Source organism: Flavobacterium sp. WC2416 (assembly GCF_041200095.1).
Classification (GTDB): domain Bacteria; phylum Bacteroidota; class Bacteroidia; order Flavobacteriales; family Flavobacteriaceae; genus Flavobacterium.
This window is the reverse complement of the sequence record NZ_CP165626.1, coordinates 1,211,999-1,234,755: the sequence shown is the minus strand read 5'-3', so window position 1 is coordinate 1,234,755 and position 22,757 is coordinate 1,211,999. Positions and strand designations below refer to the sequence as shown.

The 22,757-nt window shown below is 32.1% G+C and carries 19 protein-coding genes and 2 tRNA genes; 11 read left to right on the top strand and 10 right to left on the bottom strand.

All coding sequences use genetic code 11. The features are described from left to right. Nucleotide 1: 1 nt before the first annotated feature. Together AB3G39_RS05135 and AB3G39_RS05130 are read left to right on the top strand one after the other, a co-directional pair. Nucleotides 2-553 carry a YceI family protein gene (locus tag AB3G39_RS05135; RefSeq protein WP_369752532.1) on the top strand — a complete coding sequence of 184 codons (552 nt, stop codon included), beginning with the start codon at nt 2-4 and terminating at the stop codon, nt 551-553. A 95-nt stretch (nt 554-648) separates the two neighbouring features. Beyond that, complete coding sequence (locus AB3G39_RS05130) at nt 649-1,290, top strand: O-methyltransferase (RefSeq protein WP_369769726.1); 642 nt, start codon at nt 649-651, stop codon at nt 1,288-1,290. Between the two features lie 174 nt (nt 1,291-1,464). On the opposite strand, the gene AB3G39_RS05125 is transcribed toward AB3G39_RS05130, so the two are convergent. The 7 genes from AB3G39_RS05125 to AB3G39_RS05095 form a co-directional block, all read right to left on the bottom strand. Then, entirely contained in the window at nt 1,465-2,028 is a 564-nt protein-coding gene (locus tag AB3G39_RS05125) for a phosphatase PAP2 family protein (RefSeq protein WP_369769725.1), read from the bottom strand. Continuing rightward, nucleotides 2,028-2,399: a twin-arginine translocase TatA/TatE family subunit gene (locus tag AB3G39_RS05120; RefSeq protein ID WP_367771984.1), complete on the bottom strand. Its 372-nt coding sequence runs from the start codon at nt 2,397-2,399 to the stop codon at nt 2,028-2,030. Before AB3G39_RS05120 ends, AB3G39_RS05125 begins: the two co-directional genes overlap by 1 nt. Nucleotides 2,400-2,511: 112 nt before the next feature. Further along, a complete protein-coding gene (locus AB3G39_RS05115; protein WP_369769724.1) occupies nt 2,512-4,752 on the bottom strand; it encodes a M1 family metallopeptidase in 2,241 nt (746 codons plus the stop codon). Nucleotides 4,753-4,816: 64 nt separating this feature from the next. After that, nucleotides 4,817-5,323, bottom strand: a complete 507-nt coding sequence (locus AB3G39_RS05110; protein ID WP_369752535.1) for a DUF6702 family protein — start codon at nt 5,321-5,323, stop codon at nt 4,817-4,819. Continuing rightward, nucleotides 5,320-6,075, bottom strand: coding sequence for a hypothetical protein (locus AB3G39_RS05105; RefSeq protein WP_369752536.1), 756 nt, complete (start codon nt 6,073-6,075; stop codon nt 5,320-5,322). Before AB3G39_RS05105 ends, AB3G39_RS05110 begins: the two co-directional genes overlap by 4 nt. Then, a complete protein-coding gene (locus AB3G39_RS05100) occupies nt 6,065-6,790 on the bottom strand; it encodes a hypothetical protein (protein ID WP_369769723.1) in 726 nt (241 codons plus the stop codon). Before AB3G39_RS05100 ends, AB3G39_RS05105 begins: the two co-directional genes overlap by 11 nt. After that, nucleotides 6,777-7,514 carry a hypothetical protein gene (locus AB3G39_RS05095; protein WP_369769722.1) on the bottom strand — a complete coding sequence of 246 codons (738 nt, stop codon included), beginning with the start codon at nt 7,512-7,514 and terminating at the stop codon, nt 6,777-6,779. The genes AB3G39_RS05100 and AB3G39_RS05095 overlap by 14 nt, the downstream gene beginning before the upstream one ends. Nucleotides 7,515-7,669: 155 nt before the next feature. Between AB3G39_RS05095 and pepE the strand changes: the two genes are divergently transcribed. Further along, nucleotides 7,670-8,377 (top strand): dipeptidase PepE, encoded by a 708-nt coding sequence (pepE, locus tag AB3G39_RS05090; RefSeq protein WP_367771996.1) that lies wholly within the window; start codon nt 7,670-7,672, stop codon nt 8,375-8,377. A gap of 34 nt (nt 8,378-8,411) precedes the next feature. Here the strand turns inward: pepE and AB3G39_RS05085 are convergent. The 3 genes from AB3G39_RS05085 to AB3G39_RS05075 form a co-directional block, all read right to left on the bottom strand. Continuing rightward, nucleotides 8,412-8,484 (bottom strand) — tRNA-Gly (locus AB3G39_RS05085). Between the two features lie 150 nt (nt 8,485-8,634). Beyond that, nucleotides 8,635-8,707 (bottom strand) — tRNA-Gly (locus AB3G39_RS05080). A 362-nt stretch (nt 8,708-9,069) separates the two neighbouring features. Further along, on the bottom strand, nt 9,070-9,792 hold the full coding sequence (locus tag AB3G39_RS05075) for a murein L,D-transpeptidase catalytic domain family protein (RefSeq protein WP_369769721.1): 723 nt from the start codon (nt 9,790-9,792) through the stop codon (nt 9,070-9,072). Nucleotides 9,793-9,971: 179 nt separating this feature from the next. On the opposite strand from AB3G39_RS05075, the gene AB3G39_RS05070 reads away from it, so the two are divergent. The 8 genes from AB3G39_RS05070 to map all read left to right on the top strand — a co-directional run bounded on the left by AB3G39_RS05070 (nt 9,972) and on the right by map (nt 22,650). After that, nucleotides 9,972-12,368 carry a DUF5916 domain-containing protein gene (locus AB3G39_RS05070; RefSeq protein ID WP_369769720.1) on the top strand — a complete coding sequence of 799 codons (2,397 nt, stop codon included), beginning with the start codon at nt 9,972-9,974 and terminating at the stop codon, nt 12,366-12,368. A gap of 126 nt (nt 12,369-12,494) precedes the next feature. Beyond that, complete coding sequence (locus AB3G39_RS05065) at nt 12,495-14,915, top strand: DUF5916 domain-containing protein (RefSeq protein ID WP_369769719.1); 2,421 nt, start codon at nt 12,495-12,497, stop codon at nt 14,913-14,915. Between the two features lie 143 nt (nt 14,916-15,058). After that, a complete protein-coding gene (gene gpmI / locus AB3G39_RS05060; protein WP_367755136.1) occupies nt 15,059-16,576 on the top strand; it encodes a 2,3-bisphosphoglycerate-independent phosphoglycerate mutase in 1,518 nt (505 codons plus the stop codon). A 115-nt stretch (nt 16,577-16,691) separates the two neighbouring features. Further along, on the top strand, nt 16,692-17,366 hold the full coding sequence (locus AB3G39_RS05055; protein ID WP_367772003.1) for a TetR/AcrR family transcriptional regulator: 675 nt from the start codon (nt 16,692-16,694) through the stop codon (nt 17,364-17,366). Between the two features lie 7 nt (nt 17,367-17,373). Next, nucleotides 17,374-19,038 (top strand): peptidase domain-containing ABC transporter, encoded by a 1,665-nt coding sequence (locus AB3G39_RS05050; protein ID WP_367772005.1) that lies wholly within the window; start codon nt 17,374-17,376, stop codon nt 19,036-19,038. Between the two features lie 3 nt (nt 19,039-19,041). Continuing rightward, nucleotides 19,042-20,391, top strand: coding sequence for an HlyD family secretion protein (locus AB3G39_RS05045; protein ID WP_367755142.1), 1,350 nt, complete (start codon nt 19,042-19,044; stop codon nt 20,389-20,391). Then, nucleotides 20,391-21,788, top strand: coding sequence for a TolC family protein (locus AB3G39_RS05040; protein WP_369766157.1), 1,398 nt, complete (start codon nt 20,391-20,393; stop codon nt 21,786-21,788). Before AB3G39_RS05045 ends, AB3G39_RS05040 begins: the two co-directional genes overlap by 1 nt. A gap of 43 nt (nt 21,789-21,831) precedes the next feature. Beyond that, nucleotides 21,832-22,650 carry a type I methionyl aminopeptidase gene (gene map, locus AB3G39_RS05035; protein ID WP_367755146.1) on the top strand — a complete coding sequence of 273 codons (819 nt, stop codon included), beginning with the start codon at nt 21,832-21,834 and terminating at the stop codon, nt 22,648-22,650. Nucleotides 22,651-22,757 lie beyond the last annotated feature (107 nt).

Sequence of the window (22,757 nt, the reverse complement as noted above, 5' to 3'; positions counted from 1 at the left end):
AATGAAAAAAAGAATTGCAATAGGTATAATGGGTTTAGCACTTTTCACACTCTTGGGAGGTGCTAAGTCCACTGTTGCACTAAAAAATGCAACACTGATAATAAATAGAATTGAAATAAAAATTAGCGGAACTTCAAACGTGGGAAAATACCATTGTACCAATACTTTTTATATAAATGACACTATCAATTTGAACTTAAACAAGAAAAACTCTATAAATGCAGATATCCCAATGCTAAACTTTGATTGTGGTAATAAAATCATGACTAAAGATTTACGAAGCACTGTAAAATGCAAAGAATTCCCAAACAGCCATGTTACAATAACAGACATCAAAGCTTATAAGTCCGATTACAAATGCAACCTTACTTTTTTAATAACAGATAAAAAACTAAAATACAAAGACTTTATACTATATAAAGAAGATGACAAAATCCATGGCACTATCAATATCAATTTTTCAGATATTGACCTTGATCCGCCAGTAAAAATGGCTGGTCTTGTAAAAGTAAGAGACCAGGTTGTTATTGATTTTAGTTTATACAATAATTGATTTCTAACACAAAAAGCTTCCTTTAAATTTACTTTTAAACTTCTTTTATTCCCATTTTTTGATTTGTAACTTTGCATCAATTAAAAAAGTCAAAAATGCATTTCATCTCACAAGAATTAGAAGATTATATTGAACAACATTCTGAAAAAGAACCTGCTTTACTAGCCGCTTTAAATAAAGAAACGTATCAAAAAATTCTTTTACCACGCATGTTAAGCGGTCATTTTCAAGGACGTGTTTTGAGTATGTTAGCCAAATTGATTCGTCCTGTGAATATCCTTGAGATTGGTACCTATACTGGTTATTCGGCTCTATGTTTGTGCGAAGGGATTCAAGAAAATGGTGTTCTTCATACCATTGACATTAAGGAAGAACTGATCGATTTTCAGCGAAAACATTTTGACAAATCACCTTGGGGAAAACAAATTGTACAACATTTAGGTGAAGCTACTGCTATCATACCAAATCTTGACGTAAAATTTGATTTGGTTTTTATTGACGCAGACAAAGAGAACTACATTAACTATTTTGAGCTGATTGTTCCAAAAATGAATAAAGGCGGTATTATTTTATCGGATAATGTATTATGGAGCGGAAAAGTCTTGGAACCCTTAAACCCAAAAGACATTAGCACCAAAGTACTTTTGGAGTATAATGCCTTATTAAAAAATGACCCTAGAGTAGAAACTGTTTTGCTACCCATACGTGATGGACTGACTGTAAGTAGAGTACTTTAATTATTTTATCGTTTACTCAGATTTTCTAGCCCAGATGGAAATGAAAATCCTTATGGTATAAAAATGAAATTTTTCTAAACAAAAAAGAGCGCCCAACGGAAGCTCCTTTATTGTTATTGAAAAATCATTTTTACCAGAAGATTGAAATGTACCGCTGGAAATAGCTCCTAAAAATTAAACGGGAAAATATTTTTTTTGTGCTTTCTTATAAAGAATAGAACATAGAAATCCTGAAAATATCCCGAATACATACCCACAAAAAATATCTAGCGGATAATGCAGTCCTAAATAAATGCGACTGTAGGCAAAAATTAATGGCCACAAAAACAATAGAATAAAATAGAAAGAATATTTACGTAATGTGAAGTATAAAAATGAGGCTACTGCCATACTATTAGCGGCATGACCTGAAAAGAAACTATAGGAATTACTTTTCTTAACGACTCTTATTATAGTGTTTATTTCTGGATTATTACACGGCCGAAGTCTTTGAAACCCATTTTTAAATAAGTTAGTCACTTGGTCCGTAAACGTTAATAAAAGAGCAATAAACAACAGTAAATACAGGGTTTGTTTTGTTCCATTTTTTTTAAAAATTACATACAATAATAATAAAAATAATGGCAACCAGTTGAGCTGATTTGTTATAATCAACCAAAGTCCGTCATATTGCGTAGAACCCAAGCTATTTAAATAAATAAGTAAATCGGTATCTAAAGAAAGTATTTTTTCCAACATTATTTTTGACGTTTTACTGGTCCTGTAATGTCTTCAATATCTTCTTTTACCTTATTTGCTTGTACTACTGAATCTCCTAAAAGATCTGTTTTCACCTTATTTGCCTGAGCGACACTATCACCCATAAGATCTTCTTTTACTTTATTAATATGAGAGTTTATATCTCCTGTCAATTCAGACAATGATTTTGTATCCAAACCATTGGCCTCAACCCCTTTTTGAATTTCACTTTTGATATCATTTGTCGCATTTTTTAATTGCGCCATTGCTTTACCCATAGTACGAGCCATTTCTGGAACTTTATCTGATCCAAAAAGCATTAGTACTATAAACATAATAAAAACTAACTCTCCTCCTCCTATACCAAACATATTTTTTCTATTTTAATATTGCAAATATACCAAATTTTGATTCCGCCTCTTTTAAATTTTTCATAAAAAAAAAGACTCAAAATTGAGTCTTTTTTTTATATGAAAGTTGAACTTAATCAAATTTAGATTTTATCTCTTCTTTTGGCCAAGTGTTATTAGTCACATCAATATCTGCTGTTTCTAATTTTGGGTCAATTTGAATTTTTTTGATTGCTTTTTCAGTAGCATATACTTTCTTAGCGGTATCATTGTTCTTTCTCCAAATTTGAGCTGGATACTTATAATTATCTACCGTTCCATCTTCATAAGTAATTTCAACAAGAATCGGCATTATTAATCCTCCTGGCTTATTGAACTCTACTTCGTAAAAATACTTTGGAGATTTTAAAGTTCCTTTCTCTTCTGCTGTAAGCGTGCTCACATAATCAGAAAGTAATTTTACATCTTCTACTTTTAATGCTTTCTTTTGGTTTGATTTTAATGCTACATTGTTTTCTTCAATTAAATAAACAAATGGACCAGCATCTACACCAAAACGTCCTTTTCTTACTTTAGCATTTTTAAGTTCAGCCGAAGGTGTCTCCGATACATAATATTGCTTTACTTCATTGATACCTATATCTACAAAATCAGTGGAGTAAAACCACCCTCTAAAAAACCAGTCTAAATCGACTGCAGATGCGTCTTCCATTGTTCTAAAGAAATCTTCTGGAGTAGGATGTTTGAATTTCCAACGGTTTGCGTATACTTTGAAAGCATAATCAAACAATTCTCTACCCATAATTGTTTCTCTAAGAATATTTAATGCAGTTGCCGGTTTTCCGTAAGCGTTATTTCCAAATTGAATAATGCTTTCTGAATTTGACATAATAGGCTCTAAAAACTTTTGATCTCCACTCATATATGGAATAATATTTTTAGCAGGACCTCTTCTTGATGGGAAATTTGTTTCTAATTCTTGTTCAGCCATGAATTCCATAAATGAATTTAAACCTTCATCCATCCAAGTCCATTGGCGCTCATCAGAATTTACAATCATTGGGAAAAAGTTATGTCCCACTTCATGAATTACTACACCCATCATTCCGTTCTTTGTTTGCTCGCTGGTTACCCCTTTTTCATCAGGACGACCAAAATTCCAACAAATCATTGGGTATTCCATTCCTTGATCTTCTGCTGAAACAGATACCGCTTTTGGATAAGGATAATCAAAAGTGTGTGAAGAATAACTTTTTAAAGTATGAGCTACTGTTATTGTTGACGTTTCTCCCCAAAGTGGATTAGCCTCTTTAGGGTAGATTGAAACTGCCATCGCTGTTTTAGTACTCAATTGTACCGCCATTGCGTCAAGAATAAATTTTCTTGAAGTTGCTATACCAAAATCTCTAACATTTTTTGCGCTAAATTTCCATGTTTTTTTCTTAGTTGAAAACCCTTTTTCGGCTGCTTCTGCTTCCGCTTGAGTTACGATAACAACTGGTTTATCAAATGTTTTTTGTGCCAATTCCCATCTTTTTACTTGAGCTGGAGTAAACACTTCACTTCTATTTGTCAATTCTCCTGTTGCTTCCATAACATGATCAGCAGGAACTGTAATATTTACATCAAAATTTCCAAATGGCAAAGCAAATTCTCCGCTTCCCCAAAATTGCATATTTTGCCATCCTTCAACATCATTATACACTGCCATTCTAGGGTAGAATTGTGCTATTACATATAATCTATTGCCTTCTTTTTCGAATAATTCATATCCTGAACGACCCCCTTCTTTTTGATAATTATTGATGTTATACCACCATTTTACTGAAAAAGAAATTGACGTACCCGGTTTCATTGGTGAAGCCAAATCAATTCTCATCATGGTATGATTAATATTGTACGTCATTGAATTCCCTTTGGAATCCTTAACATATTCAATATTAAATCCACGTTCTAAATCTTTTTTCAAAAATTTATCAGCAAAATTTGAAGCAGGAAAAGTTTGTGTTATTTTTTCACTCTCAGCCAATGGAGATTCAGAATCTTTAGCAGCTTGATTTTGATCTAATTGTACCCATAAATAATCTAAATTATCAGGAGAATTATTAAAGTAAGTAATGGTTTCAGAACCCATTAACTTAGCATTTTTATCATCTAATTCTATGTCAATTTTATAATCAGCTTGTTGCTGATAATACGATGGACCAGGAGCACCAGCTGCATTTCTAAACATATTGGGCGTTGCCAATAAGTCATACATTTGACTAAATTTGTTGGTGTCGTATTTGCCTGTTTGTTTAGGAGTTACGGTTGTCGTTTTTTCTTGTGCAAAAATAAGAGCTGGAAGAAAAAGGAGTAAAGAAATTTTTTTCATAAATAAAACGCTAGTAGTTTCAGTTCGTGAAAATAATAATTTTTAACAAAAAACCGTCCTTTAATCAGTATTTTAACATTCCATTCCTTGAAGATTCTGTAAAAAGAATGCTATTTTTGGTTCCAAGCACCGTAATATGTGTAATGTTTTGCTGTTCAGAGCTCCAATCCATCAAAACAGAATTATAAATTTCAAGTGTACTGATTTTTGAAATTCCTTTGATATTAGAATAACAAATTAACACATCGTCTTCCACTTCTTTACTTAAAAAATTCATTGGTTTAGATTGCCCATTGACTTTAACCGAGAAATTCTCCCCAAGGTATTTTTTAAACAACTCTAGTTCTTCAGACGTCTCTTGATTAGTCCCAATATGGAAGTGTTGCTTTTTGTATTTTTTCTCCAATGTCTTATTTAAATCATCAAGAAAAATACGAGAAGTAATTTGTAACATTTTCTTTTCGGGTGCATAATTAATCTGATAGATACCCATATAAAATTTATGAGCAGCAAAAGACGACAAAGTCAATATTAAAAATCCAACAAAAAGGTATAAAGTTCTTTTTTTCATTTTCCAAAAGTAGCAATTCTTTTAAACTCTTTGTTTTTAGTAATCAAAAAATCCATTAACATGAATCTGTCTTCCGGTTTCAAATACTTCTTCGAAGCAGCATCATTCGAACAATAAAGCAAGAACAATTCCACCTCATCCTCTTTTAAACTTAAATCTTTAGAGAAAAAAGAGGGACTGAAATTAATTTTTACATATTCTGAGAAAGCAACATCTGAAATAAAATCTTCTTTAACTTCCTCTTTTTTTCTTAGGATTTTTTTAAAATCTTTAAAAATACGAACAAAATCCATTCCATTCTCTATAGTCCCATCTGCTGGCATTAATCGGTTTTTAGGCGATGATTTCTCATCATCAAAAAACTTTTTGTCTACAAATCGCTGTGACCCGCCACCTAAACTATTTACTTTTAACCCATTAGAAACAACTACTTCTTTCAATTCATTATTTACTAAATCCATTTGCACTAAGAAGAGTCGTTCTTGACAGTTTTTTTCAGTCAATACAATTTTTTTAGATTGAAAGGCTAAGCTTGAGAATAACAAAGTATCTTTTGGCTTTGCCAAAATATCAAACAAACCATTAGCATTAATAAAAGTCCGTGTTTGTGAGTTAATGTTTAACACATACCCACTTTCTAAAGTTAACGAGTCGTTTACTACCTGTCCATGTAACGGTTTTCTAGTTTCATTTTGCGCAAAGCAAACCTGAAAAAATAATACTGAAAAGATTAACCCTATTTTAGTTTTCATCGGTTATAATTTTATTATATTTTTCTGCTAAAGTAATAATCAAAAACATAGATAATGTTTTATTTTTAGACTTCAGTGCCGCTGCAAAATCGGTGTTTTCAACACAATAATATTGAAATCCTTTAATGTATTCTTCAGGAATTTTTAAAGTCTCTATATAATATTTATCTTCAAATAGATACTCTAGTTTATTCATGAGTTGCTCCTTATATTCTACTGCAACTTCTTTTTTTAACATTGCAGTTCTTCCAGACATCCAGTTTAAAGGCCTATCTAACAATCCCGATCTTGAGGTGTATAATTTTCTTTCGGCAGGGGTATATTTTTTTTGCCCTTCAGGAATTATTCCAAGATTTTCGGCATTGATTTGTGAGTTTTCATTTACCACAACCTCTTTTAACGGAATACTATTGGCTAGCATTTTAACACTTACATTTTCTTTTAAAATGTCCTCTTTAGATATCCTTCTACGTAAAGTTACGAGATTTACAGCAGAAAAAGCTAAAAGATCCCCATCTTTTACAAAAAGATGAAACACACCATCTTTATTAGAAGAGGTCGCTTTATCCGTTGTTAGATTGACAATATTTATCCCTTCAACCGAAGTCGAATCTGCAGTAATTAGGCCGTGAATTTTTTTTTCATTGGAAACTTGACCAAAAATAATTTGAGTAAACAAACAGATAAAAAATAAGAAAGTATTATTCGTTCTCACAGGCAATTATTTCTTTATACTTTGATGCTAGTTCTCCTAATAAAAATTCAATGGTTGTTTTATTTTTTTGATCTAGAATTTTGGTGAATTTATCGTTGTCAACTGCATAATATTGAAAGCCTTTTACATAATCTGAAGGAATTTTATATTTCCCAACATATTGATCTTCATCAAACATCTCGTCCAACATTACTAAATACATTTCTTTCTTTTCAATTTGAATTTCTTTCTTTAGCATAGCAGTTCGGCCCGAAATAAAATTAAGTATGGGATCAAATCCCATCGGGTTCAATTTTCCTGAACTTGCTGTTGCTAATTTACGTTCTGCTTCTGTATACGATCTTTGATTTTCAGGAATAATACCCAAGGACCTCGAATTGATATTATTGTATCTTTTAATCACAACTTCGTTTAATTGATTCATAACTGGAACCATCTTAACAAAGAAAAGTCTTTTATTAAAATCATCTTTAGTTAAAGCAATTTTCAATCCTTTATACTGAATCGAAGAAAACATTAAAGTATCTCCTACAATCGCTTTAATGGAAAAATAACCTTGTTGATCCGTAATTACAGCTTTTTCTATTTTTAAATTTATAACATAAATCCCTTCCAAATTAGACATATCTGCATTTACCTTTCCTTTCAATTCCGTACAAATAGATTCTTGAGCAAATCCAGCTGTTGCAAATAAAACAAAAAAGATACATCCTAATTTATTCATTGTATTTGTAATAACCATAATTATTGATAAGTTGTAAAAGTATCTTAATGTGTTCCAAATTAATTACTAAGGACATGGTAAAAAAATGTTAATAAAAATTAAGTCCAATTCGAAGTCTGATTTTATACCTTTAGCATATAAAATTCAATAAAAAAATGAAAAATATAATAATCGCAAGTACATCAACACTTCACGGGGGAGACTATTTAGAATATTTATTACCTGAATTGAGCAAACATTTTCAAGATTGCAAAACCATTCTTTTCATTCCCTATGCCAGACCAAGTGGTATTTCTCACGATGAATACACAGCCAAAGCAGCAGCTGCATTCTCTAAAATAAATATAAACGTAAAAGGAATACATGAATTTCAAAATCCAATTTCGGCAATTGAAAATGCAGAAGGGATTTTTACTGGTGGCGGAAGTACTTTTGTATTGGTTAACGAATTATACAAAAACAATATCATGACTGTGCTTAGTCAAGCGGTCAAAAAAGGGATTCCCTATTTAGGCACAAGTGCTGGAAGCGTCATTTGTGGTTTAAGCATGCAAAACACCAATGACATGCCTATTGTATATCCACCAAGCTTTCAAACGACAGGATTAATTCCATTTAATATAAATGCGCATTATTTAGATCCAGATTTACAGTCCAAACATATGGGTGAAACTAGAGAGACTCGAATAAAAGAATTTCATGCTTATAATTCAATTCCTGTTTTAGGATTAAGAGAAGGAAGCTGGCTAGACGTAAAAGGTTCAAAAATCATCCTGAAAGGTAATTTGAAAGGAATTCTTTTTAGACAAAATCAAGCTTCAGAAGAAATAGAAAGCCAAAGCGATATAAGCGATATCAAATAAAAAAGCCGAAACATAAAATGTTTCGGCTTTTAAGAGCGAAAGACGAGGCTCGAACTCGCGACAACCAGCTTGGAAGGCTGGAGCTCTACCAACTGAGCTACTTTCGCATTAACAGGGTGCAAATATATAAATTAATTTACACGAACACAAGTTTTTTTATAAAAAATTTAAACTCGTTTTATTTTAAATTTTTTAGAACAAAAAAATGCTTTTAAGTTCTAATAAAAAAGCCGAAACATAAAGTTTCGGCTTTAAAGAGCGAAAGACGAGGCTCGAACTCGCGACAACCAGCTTGGAAGGCTGGAGCTCTACCAACTGAGCTACTTTCGCATTACTGTGGTGCAAATATAGATAATAAGTTCACTTTGTAGCAAGTTTTTTTAATGATTTTTTTATAAAAAATTCAACCGCAACATAACCAATTTAAAATTAAATTGTTACAGCTTTATAATTCCAAACAAACATACCCTTCAATAAAAAAATAACACTTTTGAATACCAAAACTGACAGATATCAACCAGTTCGAGAATAAAAATCAATAGTCAACTTCTCGGTTTAGATCAAGAAACTTATTAATTAAAGTAAAATTTGGTCTTTTTATAAATCGGAAATCTCTAGGAGTCATTCCCTTTTTATAAAAAAAGCCAATCAAAATAAATTCTGATTGGCTTTATAAGTTATTTTTAAAATATTTACATCACTAATTTAGATGCTATTTTGTATGCTTTTGAAGGATAATAAACAAACAGACATGATTTATCTTTAATTGTTTGAATGATCTCATTTGTTAATTCCAAAGGAATTGCTGGGCAACCTAAGCTTCTTCCTAATCTTTTATTGTTTTGAATAAATGAATTCGAAACATATTGCGCTCCATGAATAACAACAGCTCTTTCTCTAGCATTACTATTAATCCCTTTTTCCAAACCGTCCAATTTTAAAGATTTACCATGTTTGCCATTGTATATCTCCCCTGTTGCGTAAAAACCCAAACTGCTTTTATAGGATTCTGCCGAATTTGAAAAGCTTGTTGCAAATTCATCACCCGTATTACGGCCATGCGCCACAAGCGAATTGTATAGGATTGTATTTGTAGTTAAATCTATAACCCAAAGTCTCTTTGAATTGGAAGACAGGCTGAAGTCGATGAGCGTTAATATATTTTTACTTACTAATCCTTTCTCTTTTAAAAGATAAAAACCTTTTAAAGCTTCAACAAAACTTTCTAGTTTAGGCAAAGAAAAATGGTTGGAATTCAAATTATTATAAACGAGCTCTTCACTAGTTTCAGAATTTGTTTTGATAGATTTAACCGCTTCCGTTCTTTTAATATTATGAGTTTCATTAAAGAACTCATTAGTTGAAATTAATGATAAGACAACAAGAAGCACAGTAGGAAATATTTTATAAATCATTGATTTTAATTATGTTATGTAATTTATTTGGGATTGCGAATATACTCAAAATTTGTTGAAAAAAAAATTAAGTAGAAAATTTAATATATTATTTGTAAACAAAAGATTACATTTAAAATCACATTGTATTTGCTTTTTGTGTTAAAAATGTTATTTTTGCTTAACCATATTCTTAATTTATGCATAAATCATACCCTTTAACACTACTCACTATAGTTTTCTTTAGTTTAAACGCTTATTGTCAGAAAAAAGTACTTAATGCAAAAGCAATTTTAGAAGACATTACTATTGATGGAAAAATAGATGAAGAAGCTTGGGCAAAGGATGAAGATATTGCAACAGATTTCGTAATGTTTGAGCCTGATAATGGGAAACCAATCAGCGATAATAAAAGAACCGAAGTAAAAGTAGTATACGATAATAATGCCATCTACGTCTCGGCGGTTTTATACGATAATGAACCTGACAAAATACAAAGGGAGATAACCAATAGAGATGTTTTTGGAGTTTCAGACCATTTTTCAGTATCTATAAATGGTTTTAATGATGGTCAACAAGACTTTCGCTTTTATGTAAGTGCAGCCGGAGTACAAATGGACTGTCTTGCAACCGAAGGTAATGAAGATTTTTCTTGGGATGCTATATGGGATAGCGAGGTCAAAATAACTGATTTTGGATGGGTAGTAGAAATGAAAATTCCTTACGCTGCATTGCGGTTCTCTGGAGCCAAAAAACAAGTTTGGGGTTTAAATTTTATGCGCGAAATTAAACGAGATGCCCAAAAATACACTTGGAATCATGTTGATACTAAAATTGGAGCCGTGATTACGCAAGCCGGAGTTTTGAAAGGTATTGAAAACATTAAAACACCAACACGTCTTTTCTTTATTCCCTACACTTCGGCGTATTACCAACAAGACAACTACACCTCTGACAGAACAGTGAAAGCTGGATTAGACATAAAATACGGAATTAACGACGCCTTTACTTTAGATGCTATTTTAGTCCCCGATTTTGGTCAGACAAAATTCGATAATGCCATTTTAAATTTAGAACCTTTTGAACAAAAATTAGATGAAAATCGTCCTTTTTTTACTGAAGGTACTAACTTATTTAATATTGGAAATATATTTTATTCTCGAAGAATTGGTGGAGCGCCAAGCACTTATCCATCAACAACTGATGCAGAAGAAGTCACAAACTATCCAAATTCTGTCAACTTAATCAATGCCGTAAAAATTTCTGGTAGAACCGAAAAAGGTTTAGGAATAGGTTTTTTAAATGCATTAACCGAAAAAACTTTTGCTACAATTCAAAACACTGATACCCAAGAAACAAGAAAAGAAGTTATTGAGCCATTAACAAACTACAATATCCTCGTTCTGGATCAACGTTTCAATCAAAACTCATCAGTTTCATTTGTTAACACAAACACGACGCGTAATGGAAGCTTTAGAGACGCCAATGTTTCTGCTTTAGTATTTGATTTAAGCACAAAAGCAAATACATATAATTTATATGGAGACTATAAATACAGTACCATAAACGATGTAGTTGATTATAATGGATACAAAACCTCTTTGAATTTTGCGAAAACGAGTGGGAAATACAGGTATTTACTCTCAGGAAAATACATATCAGAAAATTATGATGTGAATGATCTTGGAATCGTCTTTTACACTAACTATCATAATGCTTACGCCAATGGAAGTTATAGAATTTTAAATCCTACAAAATATTTTAATACCTTTAAAGTTGAACAAGAATTGAATTTAGAAATTCAAAATACTACAGGAAAACTGCAAGAAGCCTGGTATAAAACGGTCTTTAAAGCGACTACAAAAAAGAACGATTATCTTGAGTTTGCCATTGTAGCAACTCCTGTTGAGACATTCGATTTCTACGAACCCAGAGTTGGAGGAAGATATGTACAAATACCTAAAAGAGTCACCTCTTATTTTGGAGTTGAATTTAATAAAAATAACGCTTTTACTTTTGACTTTACTCCAAGTATCGCTGTATACGATCAAAATAAAAGAATCACTTATGGAATAGCTGTAGGACCAAACTATAGATTCAATGATAAATTATCTCTTTCTTGCATTTTAGATTATACTAATAAAAAAAATGACCGCGGCTGGGTGGGGTTTGATAATAACGACATTATTTTTGGACAACGAGACAGAGAGATTTTGCAAAATGACATTTCAGGGAAGTATGCAATTAACAACAAAATGACCGTTAATCTAACCGCTCGCTATTATTGGTCCTACTCTGAAAATCACAAATTTTTAACTTTACAAGATAATGGCTATCTAACGCCTAATAATACTTATTCTCTAAATAAAAATAGAAATTTCAACTCTTGGAATTTTGACCTTGCCTACTCTTGGTGGTTTGCTCCAGGTAGCGAATTATCCATTTTGTATCGTAATTATTCTCAAGAAAGCGCAAGTATTGTCGAAAAAAGCCTTACCACCAATTTGAAAAATGTTTTTAATAGCAACATGACTAACATTTTATCAATAAGTCTGCGTTATTTCATTGATTACAATAGAGTTAAAAATAAATTTTAATATTTTTTTAATATAAACTGTAACAATAGACCCTTACTTTAGTCTACTATACAAACCTAATTAAAGTACTATTTACTATAGTTTTAAAATTGGTTTTATCTTTTTGTTTCAACATTAAACAATTTCATGAAAAATCAACTTTTGATATTTTTTTTAATGGCTTCTATTTTTGGCTTCAGCCAAAAAAAAGTCTTAAAAACGACATTTATTACTTCAAATAACATTATTATTGACGGTAAACTCAATGAAAGCATCTGGGAGACAACTCCCGTAGCTGATAATTTCGTTATGTTTGAACCAGACAATGGAAAACCAATTCCTGAGAACAAAAAAACTATAGTCAAAGTAATTTATGATAATGATGCTGTTTACATAGCCGCTACATTATATGATGACGAGCCCAATAAAATATTAAAAGAAATATCCAAAAGAGACGAATTTGGAACATCAGATTTATTTGGTGTTTTTATAAATGGCTTTAATGACGGACAACAAGATTTTCAATTTTATGTATGCGCTTCTGATGGTCAAGCTGATTGCATTACCACAGATGCAAATGGAGAAGACTATTCTTGGGACGCGATTTGGAAAAGCAAAGCTTTAATTACTGATTTTGGTTGGGTAGTTGAAATGCGCATCCCTTACGCTGCATTGCGCTTCTCAGGAGAAAACAAACAGACATGGGGCCTTAATTTTTTTAGAGAAATTAAGCGAGACCGTCAAAAGTACACTTGGAATTATATTGACTCTAAAGAAGGCACCTTTACACAACAATCTGGAGTTCTTGAGGGAATTGAAAATATAAAACCTCCTACTCGTTTATTCCTTTTACCGTACTCTTCTTTTTATGTCAATGCAAATGCACAACAAAAAACAATTGGTACACTCAAAGGTGGACTAGATATTAAATACGGGATTAATGATGCTTTTACCCTCGATGCCATCTTAGTTCCTGATTTTGGACAAACAAAATATGACGACAAGATTTTAAATCTAGGTCCATTTGAACAGCAGTTCAACGAGAACAGGTCTTTTTTCACAGAAGGCACTGACCTATTTAGTAAAGGTGACTTGCTTTATTCTAGAAGAATTGGCGGAAGACCTACAGTTTACCCAACCACTACTGAAAATGAAGTAATTAAAGACAACCCTTCAAGCGTAAACTTAATCAACGCTTTAAAAGTTTCTGGAAGAACAAAAAACGGACTAGGAATTGGATTTTTAAATGCAGTTACCGAAAAAACGTATGCTACTATTGAGAACACAGTAAACAATGAAACTCGCAGAATCGAAGTGGAACCGTTAACAAATTACAATGTACTCGTATTAGACCAGCGCTTTAGAAAAAATTCGTCAGTTTCTTTTATTAATACTAACGTGACTCGAAACGGAAATTTTCGCGATGCAAATGTATCGGCATTGGTTTGGGATTTAAACACTAAGAAAAACACCTATAACCTTTCTGGAAATTTTAAAAGTAGTTTTGTAAATAATCTTGAGGATAAAAAAGGAATCGCTACTACTTTAAATTTTGCTGAGACAAGCGGCAAATATAGATATAGTTTTGGTGCAGATTTAGTAACAAAAGACTACGATAATAATGACTTAGGCATTAATTTTGAAACTAATTATTATTCGATTTACGGAAATGCTAACTATAGAATTTTAAACCCTACTAAACACTTCAACAGCTTTAGAATCAACTACAATATGTACACTCAGTTTCATAAAGAAACGGGTAAAATTCAAGGCAACAACATTAATTTAAACCTAAATCTGAATAACAAGAAAAATCATTATCTTGGTTTTGGAACTAATATAAGTCCTCTTGAATCTTATGATTTCTATGAAGCTAGGACGGAAAACAGATATGTAATTCTTCCACAAAGGTATAATGCTTGGTTGTACATATCCTCAAATTACAATAACAAATTCGCATTTGATTTTAATCCTTATTATGCCATTTTTAATGAAACAAAAAGAAACACTTTTGAAGTTTCTTTAGGACCTAGATATCGTTTTAATGATAAATTTTCCATGAGTTATAACTTTTATTTCCAAAGAAAAAACAATAATAAAGGATTCGTAGACAGCATTGATGATGATTTAAACAGTAGAACACCCGAAACCATTATTTTTGCAAATAGAAACGTAGTCACGTACTCTAACACTGTTTCTGGAAAATACTCCATTAGTAGCAAAATGAATTTCGATTTAGCTGTTCGCCAATACTGGTCTTATGCTGAAAATAATAACTTTTTGTCATTAGAACAAAACGGAAGACTAGTTGACTATACTAATTACACTACCAATAAGAACTCTAGTTTTTATTCTTGGAATTTTGACTTATCGTACTCTTGGTGGTTTGCACCTGGTAGTCAAGTTTCTGTTTTATATCGAAATAATGCTGCTAATTTTGAAGATACTATCAATAAAAACTTCGAAAAGAACATTACGAATTTATTGAATAATGACGCATTAAGCCATACTTTTTCAATTAGTGTAAAATACTTTATTGATTACAATAGCTTAAAACGCAAATCATAAAACACATCAAGCGTAAGAAACAGACTTTGTTCTACAACAAAATCAACTTTATTTGTTAATGTTCCGTAAGGAATGTATAATAGTCTTTTAGATTAGTCCGAACATTTTTAGAAATACTTTATCTTTGTTTAAAATAAATCGAAATGAACAAAAAAGTTATACTAATGATTTTGGACGGTTGGGGAAAATCTCCTGACCCAAAAGTATCTGCAATCGACAATGCTAATGTACCCTTTATAAACAGTCTTTACAAAAATTACCCAAGCGCCCAACTTAGAACTGATGGCCTTCATGTTGGTCTTCCAGAAGGACAAATGGGAAATAGCGAAGTAGGTCATATGAACCTCGGTGCCGGAAGAATTGTATACCAAGATTTAGCTAAGATTAATTTGGCTGTAGCCAATAAAACATTAGCAAAAGAACAAGTACTCAAAGATGCTTTTCAATACGCAAAAGACAACCACAAAAAAGTACACTTTTTAGGATTAGTTTCTGATGGTGGTGTTCACTCTCATACCTCTCACCTACGCGGATTGATTGATGCCACACAAGATTACGGTTTACAAGAAGTATTTGTTCACGCATTTACTGATGGGCGTGATGTTGATCCTAAATCAGGAAAAAAATACATTCAAGATTTAGAAAACTATATTGCCAACACCACTGTAAAATTAGCTTCAGTTATTGGACGCTATTATGCGATGGACAGAGACAAGCGTTGGGAACGAGTAAAATTAGCTTATGATTTATTAGTTAATGGAAAAGGAACACCCTCAAAAAATGCTATAGTAAGTATTGAAAAAAGCTACCAAGATGAAGTAACGGATGAATTTATTCACCCAATTGTCATGGTTGATGATAATGACAAACCACTAGCAACTATTCAAGAAGACGACGTTGTTATTTTCTTCAACTTTAGAACAGATAGAGGTCGCGAATTGACCGAAGCACTTTCTCAACAAGATTTCCATGAAGAAAACATGCATAAATTAAATTTGTACTATGTAACTCTTACAAATTATGACGAAACCTACAAAAATGTAAAAGTAGTCTACAATAAAGACAACATTACCGAAACACTTGGTGAAGTTTTAGAAAAAAACAATAAAACTCAAATTAGAATTGCTGAAACAGAAAAGTATCCTCACGTTACTTTTTTCTTTTCAGGAGGAAGAGAAATTCCTTTTAGAGGAGAACACAGAATTTTACGAAACTCCCCAAAGGTAGCAACGTATGATTTGCAACCTGAAATGAGTGCTTTTGAATTAACTGATGCCTTGATTCCAGAGTTAGAAAAAGGAGATGTAGATTTTGTATGTCTTAATTTTGCCAATGGCGACATGGTAGGTCATACAGGAATTATGGAAGCGGCTATCAAAGCATGTGAAGCAGTTGATAAATGTGTCGAAAAAGTAATCACGACCGCTTTAGCTCACGATTATACTATTTTAGTAATTGCAGATCACGGGAATTGCGAAACAATGATTAATCCTGATGGAAGTCCAAATACAGCTCACACTACTAACCCAGTTCCTTTTATTTTAGTTGATAAGGAATTAAAAGAAGTTCACGATGGTGTTTTAGGTGACATTGCTCCAACAATTCTAGAATTAATGGGGATTCAAAAACCAGCAGTTATGACTCAACATTCATTGTTGTAAAAAAGCATATTAAATTTAAATATTAAAGGCTATTCTATTTGGATAGCCTTTTTTTATGTGAAAAATATTGTTTTTGATAGTATTACTATTATATTTGCACTAAATAATATTAGTTATGAAGGATTTGATCGCGTCTATTAAAATACAAGTGAACGAAAACATCTATGTAAAAGATCCAGAAACATCAAAATTGGGTAAAAAAATTATTCAAGAAAGTATCCTTTTGATAGACGCGATTGGTTTTGACAATTTCACTTTTAAAAAATTAGGAGAAAAAATTGGCTCGAATGAAAGCTCTATTTACCGCTATTTTGAAAACAAACACAAATTACTGGTTTATCTTTCTTCATGGTACTGGAGTTGGATGGAATATAAATTGTTTTTTGCCACAAATAATATTGAAGATCCATTTGAAAAACTCAAAAAAGCGATCACAGTTGTAACTGAAAAAATTGAGGATGATGAAAAAACAGAACACATCAATGAATTAATTTTAAATAAAATAATCATTTCTGAATTCACAAAAACACTTCATACTAAAGAAGTAGATGAAGAGAACAAAGTAGGGTTCTTTTTAATTTACAAAAGAGTAATTAATAGAATTGTTAATTTAATCATTGAAGTAAATCCTGATTATCCATTTGCAAAAAGCCTAGCTTCAAATATAATAGAAGGTGCACTCCATCAGCATTTTTTAAAAGATCACTTGACAACAATTACAAACTGTAATGAAAAAATAAGCCCAACTGACTTTTACATTCATCTTATCACAACTATTTTAAAAAAATAAAAAGGCCATGACTCCACTAAAACGCTTTTACAACTTATTAGCACTTGACAAAAAAGACATTACCCAACTATTTTTTTATGCCATTTTTGCTGGACTAATCAGTTTATCACTTCCCTTAGGCATTCAGGCTATTATTAATTTTATACAATCGGGTCGCGTAAGTGTCTCTTGGATTGTATTGATATTTCTAGTCGTAATGGGTGTAGCACTAGTTGGAATTCTATCTTTAATGCAATTGCGAATTACAGAAAACTTACAACAAAAAATATTTGTTCGTTCTTCATTTGAATTTGCCGTTCGATTACCTAAAATTAAATTTGAAGAACTGTACAATACCTATCCCCCAGAATTAGCCAATCGTTTTTTTGATACAATGACCATTCAAAAAGGTACATCAAAATTACTAATTGACTTTTCGGCGGCTTTACTACAAATTGCTTTTGGTGTTATTCTTCTATCGTTATACCATCCTTATTTTATAGTATTTGGAATAATGTTAATTATTTTGCTTTACTTCATCTTTAAACTTTCCTATAAATCAGGTTTAGAAACCAGTTTAAAAGAATCAAAAAATAAATATAAAGTAGCAGGATGGCTACAAGAAATGGCTCGAAATAATTATAGTTTTAGAAACCAACTCAACTTTGATTATGGTCTTCAAAAAAACGATCAGTTAGTAAGTGAATATTTAAACTATCGTGAAAAACATTTTAATGTTATCAAAAGACAATTTACTCAATTAATTATTTTCAAAATTATAATCACAGCGAGTTTACTTTCTATAGGCGGGTTTCTAGTAGTATCGCAACAAATGAATATAGGGCAATTCGTTGCCGCCGAAATTATCATATTATTAGTAATAAACTCAGTAGAAAAAATCATTCTTGGTCTTGAAACATTTTATGATGTACTAACCTCGGTTGAGAAAATAGGTCAAGTAGCTGACTTGAGTTTAGAAGAAGAGTTTGATACCGAAAATACTAATTTCTGCTATGCAGATATCACTTTAGAAACTGAAAAAGTAAAATTCAAATTTCCGGATTCTAAAAATACAATTCTGAATGACATTTCTTTGAAAATTGAACAGGGTGAACGCATTGTAATCAACGGAGAAAACGGCTCAGGTAAATCAACATTAATCCGAATTTTATCGGGACTAATAAAACCTACAACTGGAAGTTTTTACATCAACGATGATACATTCAAAAAAATCGATTTGAAACAATACCGTTCTCAAATAGGAAGTGTTATTTATGGCGAAACTCCATTTGAAGGAACGATCCATGAAAACATCACTTTTAACGATGACTCAATCAGTCAAGAAGATTTAAAGTGGGCAATTGACGGGCTACAATTAACATCCTACATTAAATCACTACCAGAAAGTTTAGAAACAAAAATTTTCCCGGAAGGAAGACAACTTTCATCATCGAATGCTCAAAAAATACTGTTGGCCAGAAGCATCATTCATAAACCGAGAATTTTATTTTATGAGGATCCAACCGACACTATGGATGAAAAAGTAGCCAATGAAACTATTGATTTTATTACTGCCAAAGAAAACCAATGGACCATTATTGTATCCTCTAAAAACCCTTATTGGAAAACTAAATGCAATCGAGAAATCATCATGCAAAACGGACGTATTCAACACGACTCAAAAACACTATAGGTTATGCTAAACATATCTGACAATAACAAAACGAATTCACCGAGTTTAAAAAAATTCAATACAATTAAAAACCTGAACTTGAATTCGAATTCAAAGATTTTAAACAAAATCATCGTCTTGTTTTTTATTTTGGGAATATTAATTCTATTCCTTCCTTGGACGCAAAACATCTCAGGTTCTGGGGCTGTGACTACTTTAAAGCCCAACCAAAGACCGCAATCAATACAAAGTGTTATCTCAGGTCGAATAGAAAACTGGTACGTGCAAGAAGGCGATTTTGTCAATAAAGGGGATACTATCCTTTTCATATCTGAAATTAAAGAGGATTATATGGACCCAAATTTAGTGGCTAATACTCAAAAACAAGTTAATGCTAAGAAATTGTCTCTGGAGTCATATGGTTCTAAAGTAAAAACCATGACAGGTCAAATTCAGAATATTGAAAGTGAAAAAAAACTAAAATTAGAACAAGCACAAAACAAAATCAAACAGTCGCTTTTAAAAATAAAAAGTGATAGTATGGATTTAGTAGCGGTAAAAACCCAACTTAAGATTGCAAATACGCAGTTTGATCGTGCCGTACAGTTGAATAAAGAAGGTCTTAAACCACTGACTGATGTCGAGGATAAAAAATTGAAACTTCAAGAAGTAGAAGCTAAAATTATTACTCAGGAAAATAAATTCCTAACTAGTAAAAATGAATATATCAATTCCAAAGTAGAAACCAACCGTATTACTGCTGAATACGCGGAGAAAGTATCCAAAGCACAAAGCGATCAATACACGGCTATGAGCAATCAATTTGATACCGAAGCACAAGTAAATAAATTAGAAAATCAATATGCAAATTATAGTATTAGAAACGGAATGTACTATATCAAAGCACCACAAAGTGGTTATGTAAACAGAGTGTTACAAGCAGGAATAGGCCAAACAGTAAAAGAAGGAACGCCTATTGTGAGCATTATGCCAGCACAGTACGACATTGCCGTTGAAACGTATGTTGACCCAATAGATTTGCCCTTAATTAATAGAGGGGAAAAAGTGAGAGTCTGGTTTGATGGATGGCCAACAATCGTTTTCTCAGGTTGGCCTGATGTTTCTTATGGAACTTTTGGCGGCAAAATTGTTGCTATCGAAAACTTCATTAGTGACAATGGAAAATACCGAATTCTAATTGCTCCAGACAAAGAAGAAGCTCCTTGGCCTAAAAAAATAAGTATTGGTTCAGGTGCCGAAACTATTGCCTTACTAGACACCGTGCCTATCTGGTTTGAAGTATGGAGAATTTTAAATGGGTTTCCACCAAATTATTATAAAACAGACGTAAAAACAGTTAAAGAAAAAAAATAATGAAACAACTTCTTATCCTTTTTCTATTCTTTGGATGTGTTGCTTTTGGACAATCCCCAAACGATAACTCTTACAAAGAGTTTACTTATAATGAGTTTTTGGGCTATGTCAAGAAATACCATCCACTAGTAAAAACAGCCAACTTAGAAATCAATAAAGCACAAGCTAATTTGATGATGGCACGCGGTGGATTTGACCCGAAAATTGAAGTTGATTTTAAAGAAAAACAATTTAAAGACAAAGAATATTATTCAATACTAAACAGCAGTTTTAAAATCCCTACTTGGTACGGAATCGAAATAAAAGCGGGTTTTGACAACAATGACGGAATTTACTTAAATCCTGAAAACACAGTGCCTAACCAAGGTTTAACCTCTTTAGGAATCACGGTGCCACTAGGACAAGGTTTGTTTATCAATCAAAGAATGGCCGATGTACGCAAGGCAAAAATTCAGTTGAAACTGAGCCAAGCTGAACGAAAATTACAAGCAATCGCTGTTTTGTATGATGCCTCTATCGCCTATTTTAACTGGAAGAAAACCTATAATGAAGTTAAACTATACGAAACCTACAGCAGCAATGCACAAATTCGTTTCAACGGTATAAAAGCATTGATAAAAGCAGGTGATAAACGTGCTATAGACAGTATCGAGGCTGGAATTAGCGTAAAAAACAGACTGCTTAATCTGGAGGACTCTAAATTAAAATTGAACAAAGCCAAGCTAGAGTTATCTAACTTTCTTTGGTTAGAAAATTCGATTCCGCTAGAATTAGCTGATAGTCTTATTCCAGAAACAGCTGTGGATGCTAGTATTCAAAAAACATTAAAAACAAATGATTTAGTGAATTCTGATTTCACATTGGACAATCACCCGAAAATTAATGCGCTTGAAAACAAAATCGAAATTTTGACTGTGGAAAAAAAGCTAAAAGCGAATATGCTACTGCCAAAAATTGACGTGGGTTATTCTTATATCGCTGAACCCAGTTATATTGACAACTATCAATTTGAAAATTATAAAATTGGTTTGAACTTTTATTTTCCTTTGTTTTTACGAAAAGAACGCGGGAGTTTGAAACTAGCACAATACAAAATTCAGGAATCGGAGTTTACTTTGAATCTAGAACGCGTGCAACTTTCGAATAAAATAAGTGCTCAAAAAATAGAAATTCAGTCTCTGGAAAAACAAAATAAAATTATTAAAACACTGGCCGAAGATTATACTGTGATGCTAAAATCAGAGGAACGCTTGTTTACTTTTGGCGAAAGCTCACTGTTTTTAATAAACAGTAGAGAGAACAGTTTGATCAGTGCTCAGCTGGCTTCAATAGCTTTAGAAAACAGATATTTTAACTCAAATGCTGAACTTTTTAAAATTATGGCCAATCCTGATTAAATAATTTAAAAATCGTACTTTTGCCAACTGAAAATTAGAAAATATGATTATAGTTAAATCCCGTGAAGAAATTGAGTTAATGCGCGAAAGTGCCTTAATCGTATCGAAAACATTAGGAATGATTGCTTCTGAAATCAAAGAAGGAGTAACTACATTACATTTAGATAAATTAGCCGAAGAATTCATTCGTGATCATGGTGCTGTGCCTAGTTTCCTTGGTTTATATGGTTTTCCAAACTCATTATGTATGAGTCCGAACGCACAAGTGGTACACGGAATTCCAAATAATACGCCTTTAGAAAGTGGTGACGTTATCTCTGTTGATTGTGGTGCATTTAAAAATGGATACCACGGAGACCACGCTTATTCTTTTGAAATAGGTGAAGTTTCTCCTGAAACAAAAAAATTATTACAAGTTACCAAAGAATCTTTGTACGTAGGTATCCGCGAATTTAAAGCTGGGAATCGTGTGGAAGATGTTGGAAATGCTATCCAAAAATATACAGAATCTCATGGTTATGGTGTGGTTCGCGAATTAGTAGGACACGGTTTAGGGCAAAAAATGCATGAAGATCCTGAGATGCCTAATTACGGAAAACGCGGTCGCGGAAAACTGTTTGTCGAAGGAATGGTTGTTGCTATTGAACCTATGATTAATTTAGGAACTAGAAATATCAAACAATTAAAAGACGGTTGGACAATCTTAACTGCTGATGGGAAACCAAGTGCTCATTTTGAACATGATGTGGCTTTAATTGATGGCAAACCAGAGATCCTTTCTACGTTTGCTTATGTATATCAAGCATTAGGCATTGTGAGTAATGAAGAAGATGAATTTAGAAAAGTGCCATTAGTTTTATAAAATATAAATCCGAATTTATTAAAAACTTATATGGCCTTAAATGTCTTATATGGTTTGTAAATAACTTACCATTTAAGACATTTAAGGTCATTGAAGTAAAACTTAAA